The organism is Candidatus Obscuribacterales bacterium, assembly GCA_019744775.1.
Lineage (GTDB): Bacteria > Cyanobacteriota > Vampirovibrionia > Obscuribacterales > Obscuribacteraceae > SBAT01.
Map to the genome: position 1 here is coordinate 1 of JAIETZ010000004.1, position 5,723 is coordinate 5,723.

Below are 5,723 nucleotides of genomic sequence, written 5' to 3' on the forward strand. Positions count from 1 at the left end.
GACTAATACAATTGGATTCACTAAGAGCAGTTGGTGGCAGAGCATTTGGAGATGGCGCAGATATCACGGTGACTTCGACGACGAGCCACGTTGACATTTCTCTGTTCGTTGATAGTTCTGCCTACGATCAAAATACCCCAGGTGACACCAATGCTGGAGCAGCAGGCGACATAACTATAAGCACCGGCGGCAACCTCAGTGGAGGCGCTTCAATCCGCGCGGACGGCGGCATTGCCGGTGGCACGGGCGGTGTTGTTCAACTAACAGCAGTAGCTGATATGACTCTCGACTTTGTAAGTGCATCAGCAACACTACCTGTTGCAACTGGTTCAGGTAACGCCGGTTCAATCACAATTACAACAGGTACTCTGCTAGCCACTTCATTAAGAACCCAGGGCGGACCGTCCTCAGGAAATGGCGGCGACATAATTGTAGACGCTACAGGTGGCATACACGTAACCTCATTCGTAGATTCCGAAGCCCGCAATGCCGGCAATGGCGGATTGATTGATTTCTCCGCTGGCGGCATCCAAATAGATTCTTTTGTTAGAAGCGCGTCCTTTGCAGGTGGAGGAAATGCAGGCAATATTTCGCTTATTGCGGATGGTTCGTTCAGTACCGGCGACATAATCGCACATGGCAGCGGAGTCGGAAATGGAGGTTCAGTCACAATAAGTGGCGATACTGTCGAGACTTGGGATATACTCACCTATGGCGGATCAACCGGCAATGGAAATAATGTTTTAATTACCGCTACTGGGGTAAGCCTTCAAATTATCGGCGATATCAATGCCGGAGCCAACGCAGGCGACGCGGGAAATATAACTGCCACTTCCGCCGGTCTGGTCTTTATCGACGGTTTTGTCAGCACAGCCGCCGATGTGAATGGCGGAGATATTTCAGTAACGGCCAATAGCGGTGCCATAAACATAAATTCTTTCGTCAGCTCACGTTCAAGAAGCAGTGGCAATGGGGGAGACATCGTACTGTCAGCCACAGGTCTACTATCGGTTCTTGCCGCCTCTACAATTAATGACGGATTGAATTCAGCAATAGCTTCAAACGGTGGGGGAACAGGCTCCGCAGGCAACATTACTCTCGTTTATAATTCATCAATATCAGCACCATTTGTAATTGATAGCACTAACGGTACTGTTAAAGGTCCAATTTCTGCTCGTGGTATCGGCTCGGGCAATGGTGGCATCATCACTCTCATTAACTCTGGAGGTAATCTTCCTGTCACTCTCAACAGTACTGTCACTGCTATTTCTACAAGTGGCGGCACATCAGGTTCGGTTAACTTTAATTACTTGCAATCAGGTATATCAGTTGCAACAAATCCGAGCGCTGTCATATCCGTAGTAGGCACAGGATCTCTTGTTGGTCCGGTCTATGCTTCCGGCACTGAAGTTACGCTCAACCTAACGACAGCAAACTCCACTCTGACTATCGGTTCAGTGGAGGCAACTGCTGAAGATGTAACTATAACTACCGCTGGGACGGCATCCAGCATTACTCTCAATAGCGGTAGCACTATAACTGCCGCTGACCAAATTTCCTTAAATACTGCCTCAGTGACAAACAACGGTTCCGTCTCGGGCGTCAACATTCTCATCAATAGTGAAGACGATTTGACCTTAAGCGGTAATGGATCATTTATTGGCTCGCCCGGATCGACCCTTATTTATGCTGATGTTTTAACATTCTCAGCCAATGCCGACCTAACTTTTACAAGCAACCCTGTGAACTTTTATAGTACGTCCATAGTGTTTGGCTCCAATGTTACGATAACCGCTGACAATCCAAGCGGTTCCTTATGGTTCGTCGGCAACGGAAGCAATCTAAATATCACGTTGCCGTCCAACGGAGTGGTTACAATTTCGAATGCCGGCGGCGTGTATTTTGATATCAATGGCGACGGAGCAACTCTAAGTGCTTCGAGCACCGGCAATGCAACATTGCAGACCACAGGTTCGACACGTATACAATTCAATGCTGATGTAACTGTCAACTCAAATGTCACTATTAACTCGGACGACAACCTGACAATTGGTGGTGGAACATTAGCCCCCGTCGTCGTTACGAATCATGGCGCTCTTATAGCCAATGGCACAATGTACATGTCTTCCGGTAGCGACTTAACTGTAGTTAGTGATGGCACACTCGAAGCAGCGACTATCGACCTAACTGCCAGCACCCCATCATCGGTGACGGCAACACTTGCCACAACAGTCGGAACAATAACAGCGTCGGCAAATTCTATCGAAATAACTGCATCGGCACCATTAACATTAGGTACCATCCAAGCAAATGAAGGTAGCGCAACCATCATTGCCGATGGCGACATTCATGTCACTAACAATATATACGTCAACGAAGGCAACTTAGTCTTACAAGACCTGAATACTGTCGACGGTTTCATCCAAGTTGACAGTGACGTGATTCTGTCAGCCACAACTACCGGCACAACACTCGGTCGGGTATTCATTTTCATTGGTGCAGGACCTCCGGCACAGACAAACACCACAACACCGGCAAACATCAATCCGTCAACGCCAAATGACGGCCATATTTACTATGGTGCCAATAGCATTACTGCGTCAGCTCCGACAAACAATCTCACAGCAGATGGAAGCTCAATTGTGTTTGACTCAGGTGCTCTGCCGTCCACGGCAATTTCGCTGGGCGGCAATGTCACCATAAATGCTACAGCTCAACCATCTGGAGAAGGTCCTATCTACAGCCTTGACTTTACCGATCCTAACTTAACCGCCCTCATCATTCAATTGCAGGGCGAAAGTCAAATCGGCGGCACACTCATCGTCAACGGACAGGGTGTTGCCACCGGAGGCAACGCCATCATCGGCGCCAACATGCTCTCCAATACTCTTACCGGCACCAACATCCCGACAGGCGTCACCATCACATTTGAAGACTTTACTCTTTCCGACAACGTTAATGTTCAAATCAACGAAGAAAGTCACTCCAATGTCGGCATCATTGCAGGCACTCTGCAATTCACCGGCTCCTCTCCTTCTGCCGGTCTCATCACCGTCAACTCCAATCAAGCCTCCGCCAGCGGCAATCCCGCTTTTGTCTTAACCGGCACAGGACTACTCACATCCGACGGCAGCCTGTCACTTTCTGCCTCCGGTAATATGCTCCTACAAGGTACGCTAACGGCCGCCACGAATTTGACCCTTGCCACAACCGCCAATAACGGCAACATCAACATCACCGGTTCCGTCACTGCCACCAACTCTGCAACTCTGTCCACCAACGGTAATGGTACCGTCACCGGCACAATTGACACCCCGACACTCAACTTCTCATCCACTATGGGTAATCTCGGCACATCCGGCAGCCGCTTTGTCACAACTTCCGACTCTCTCGGCATTAGCACAGGCGGTGATGCTTACATCAACAATACAAGCACCGGCACGCTTTCTCTGGGAGCGACTTCTGCTCGTAATTTCGATTTGATAAATGACCACGCTGTTACGTTGTCTTCCACTCTGCAAGCCAGCCAAAGTGCTTCAATTTTAGTCACCGGCAATAATGGCGGGGTTACACTCAACGGTAACTTCACCGCACCCAATTGGGTGGACATGGTAGCCAATGGTTCCGGTGACATCGTGCAAAATGCCGGCACGCTTAGAACTTCAAGTGTCTACCTCAAATCAGGCTCCGGCAATATCGGCTCTTCCGGTTCACCCATTCAAACTAATGCTTTCTACACCACCTTCATCACCTCCGGCGGTGAAGTTCATCTCAACTCCTCCAACTCTATCCGCGTACACAACGCATCCTCAGGCTCGGTCATCGATATTACTTCCAATGGTCAAATTGAAGTCGCTCAACCAATAACATCCTCAAGCAGCGTTACCTTCCACGGCGCAGGGACAATTATTCTTTCCGCCAACATCACTGCTACATCATTCACCTCCCTTTACGGCAATGGTCACGGCAATATCCTCAACAACGGCGGCTCAATAATTACACCTGTTCTGACGACATCAACAGGCAGCGGTAACATCGGCAGCAACACGACAGCTATTGATACGACTGCCACCACAATTACATCAACCAACCAGGGCGGCAATAACACCAACATCACCGGAGGCGGCAGCCAAACCACCAACATCACCGATATTACTGCTGCCTCTGTCAATGTAACTTCTGATGGCAGTCTCAATGTAGGTAATGTTCAATCCACTTATGGCTCTATTCAACTGACAGGATCCGGCACCATTACCGTCACCGAAGGTTCGACTATCCATGCCAATGAAGGTGACATTACCATTCACAACAACAATGAGACAGGCACCATCAACCTTGAACAAAATTCCACCATCGAAGCCTATACAAACAACAGCGGCAGCGGATTAGGCAATGTCACCATTACCGTCGGTAACTCCATCGGCACATCCGGCACGACAGGTGCAAACGTCACCACAAATATTCAAGGTGGCGGTCAAATTGTTGTCGGCGACAACGGCTTTACCGCTGACGCTCCAAACAATACCATCAATGCAATCGGCGCAACCGTAACCATCGATGCCGGCGCTTCCGGCACAATTCATCTCGGCGGCGGTGTCACCATCACTGCTGACCCGCCGATCACAGCTTCCATCTCTTCTTCAACTCCTATTGTGGCTGCTGTAAGAGCCGAAGTATCAGCACCAGCTCAAATCGCCAATGTTCTGCCACTTCTGACGATCAACACAACTTCTAGCGCCGCTGCCACTGCGCCAAGTATTGTTCGTACTCAAGTAGTAACAGACGCCACTATTCTGTCATCGCCATTCAACATGCAGGTTAATCTGACAAATTCCTTGCCCGGCATCACGCCTGCTTCCAGCACTTCGATCCTCAATAACATTAATAAGCTCAACACGAGCAATACTCCAACAACACCTACTCAACTGCAAGCGGATGACTCTGAACCAACAGCATATTTACCAATTGCATACACAACAACAGCACCATCGAATTCGACAATCGTTAATTCGATTCATGAGATTTCAAAAATTGATTTTGGTTCTTGCAATCTAAGACACGCAGGCAATGCAGATGTTAGATACAACGCAAATGGTGGCATCATCCTACATTCAGGCGAAGTGCTCATCCACAGCCCACATCAAACAGTTATCAATGCCGGCGCTTACACCATATCAATTGACTCCGGCAGCGTAGCCCTAATCACCAGAGAAAACAATGTCGTAAAAGTCCGTGCTTTGCATGAATCACACACCAATGCCATCGTTATCACTGTCGGCAATAACCCACTTAAACTCTCAGTCGGTCAGGAAGTAATTCTGGCGCCAAACACAGCTCACTTGCAAGCAGCTCTTCAAAAGGAAAGCCTCGGTCGCCGCCATGTAGTTGATGCAGAGCTTCCTAACGGACACTCAATGTCCCGCTCGGAATTCTCACACATTGGACTCATGGAACAGTCCCATGTACTGTCCAAACTCATCCAATCCAAGTCACCCGCCGATAAGCAATTAGCTGATAAATTAGTCAAAACAGCCGCCTGCTTAATGACAGTAACAGGCGCCCATGGCGCTTACAGTGGCAAATAACACTAGCAATCAACAGCCTAATATATTAAATTTCGGTTTATGATGCCAAGGGAAGGGGTATATCTAACGTGAGGGTCTCGGCAGACTCTGACTGTGGACGTTGTGGCGTTTTAAGATCCAACTATGGGATGAATGGGC

The 5,723-nt window shown here is 48.8% G+C and carries 1 protein-coding gene; it reads left to right on the forward strand.

The window, feature by feature from the left end:
* The first annotated feature begins 68 nt into the window (after window positions 1-68).
* Complete coding sequence (locus tag K2Y22_09735) at window positions 69-5,585, forward strand: hypothetical protein (GenBank protein ID MBX9878724.1); 5,517 nt, start codon at window positions 69-71, stop codon at window positions 5,583-5,585.
* Window positions 5,586-5,723 lie beyond the last annotated feature (138 nt).